At 72.9% G+C, this 1,374-nt stretch carries 1 protein-coding gene; it reads left to right on the forward strand.

What is annotated here, in order from left to right; all coding sequences use genetic code 11:
- Positions 1–4: 4 nt before the first annotated feature.
- Positions 5–1,374, forward strand: a 1,370-nt coding sequence (locus tag ACIQOV_RS41470; protein WP_401056329.1) for a HelD family protein, incomplete at its 3' end; no start/stop codon positions are given.

The following is a 1,374-nucleotide window of genomic DNA, read 5'->3' on the forward strand; positions in this document are numbered from 1 at the left end:
CCCCATCACCGACCCCCTCCAGCGCGAACGCGACCACCTGGCCGCGTCCCGGGCCGCGCTGCGCGCCATGCGCGAGGACGTCGAGTCGCTCGACATCCGCGACGTGACCGGCACCTGGGTCACCGCCCTCGTGCTCCAGAACCAGATCGAGGCCAGGATCGCCGCACTGGCCGACCTCTCGCACACCCCGCTGTTCTTCGGCCGCCTCGACTACCTCCACGCGATCAGCGAGGAACTGAGCGAGGGCGGAGGCGGGGAGAACTTCTACATCGGCCGCCGGCACGTCCACGACGCCGACGGCGACCCGATGGTGATCGACTGGCGCGCGCCGGTCTCCCAGCCGTTCTACCGGGCCAGCCGCACCGCGCCGATGGACGTCGAGCGCCGCCGCCGCTTCGGCTACACCGGCGGCGAGCTCACCGCCTACGAGGACGAGCACCTCAGCGATCCGGCCGAGGACGACACCGCCTCCGCCCTGCTGGCCGCCGAGATCGAGAAGCCCCGCGTCGGCCCGATGCGCGACATCGTCGCCACCATCCAGCCGGAGCAGGACGAGATCGTCCGCTCCGACATCACGGGCACCATCTGCGTCCAGGGGGCGCCGGGCACCGGGAAGACCGCCGTCGGCCTGCACCGCGTCGCCTACCTGCTGTACGCGCACCGCGAGCGCCTCGCCCGTACCGGCACCCTGGTGATCGGGCCGAACAACGCCTTCCTGTCCTACATCGAGCAGGTGCTCCCGGCCCTCGGCGAGCTGGACGTCGCCCAGGCCACCGTGCAGCAGCTGGTCGGGCACGTCGAGGTGAGGGGCGAGGACGACCCGCGGGCGGCCCGGCTGAAGGGCGACGCCCGGATGGCCGAGGTGCTGCGCCGGGCGGTGCGCTCGGGCATCACCCTGCCCACCGAGCCCTGCGTGGTGGTCCGCGGTTCCCGCCGCTGGCGCGTGCCGGTGTACGAACTGGCCGAGATCATCGAGGAGTTGAAGGGCCGTGAGGTCCGTTACGGCGCGGCGCGGGACGCCCTGCCGCAGCGCATCGCGCACGCCGTGCTGCTGAAGATGGAGCAGGGCGGCGAGGCCCCGGACGACCGGGTGCAGGACGCGGTGGCCCGCAACAGCGCCGTCAAGGCGGTGGTCAAGGAGTGCTGGCCGGCCGTGGATCCGGCGAAGGTCGTCCTGCGGCTGCTCTCCGAGCCGGAGTTCCTGGCCGCGTGCGCCGAGGGCGTGCTGACGCCCGAGGAGCAGCAGGCGGTGCTCCGGCCCAAGCCCGACCGTTCGGTGCGGACCGCCCGCTGGACGGCGGCCGACGCCGTCCTGGTGGACGAGGCGACCGACCTGGTGCTTCTTGCGACGTCGGTGGTCATGACGATCATGGC

The organism is Kitasatospora sp. NPDC091257, assembly GCF_044757675.1.
Taxonomy (GTDB): Bacteria; Actinomycetota; Actinomycetes; order Streptomycetales; family Streptomycetaceae; genus Kitasatospora; species Kitasatospora lactacystinica.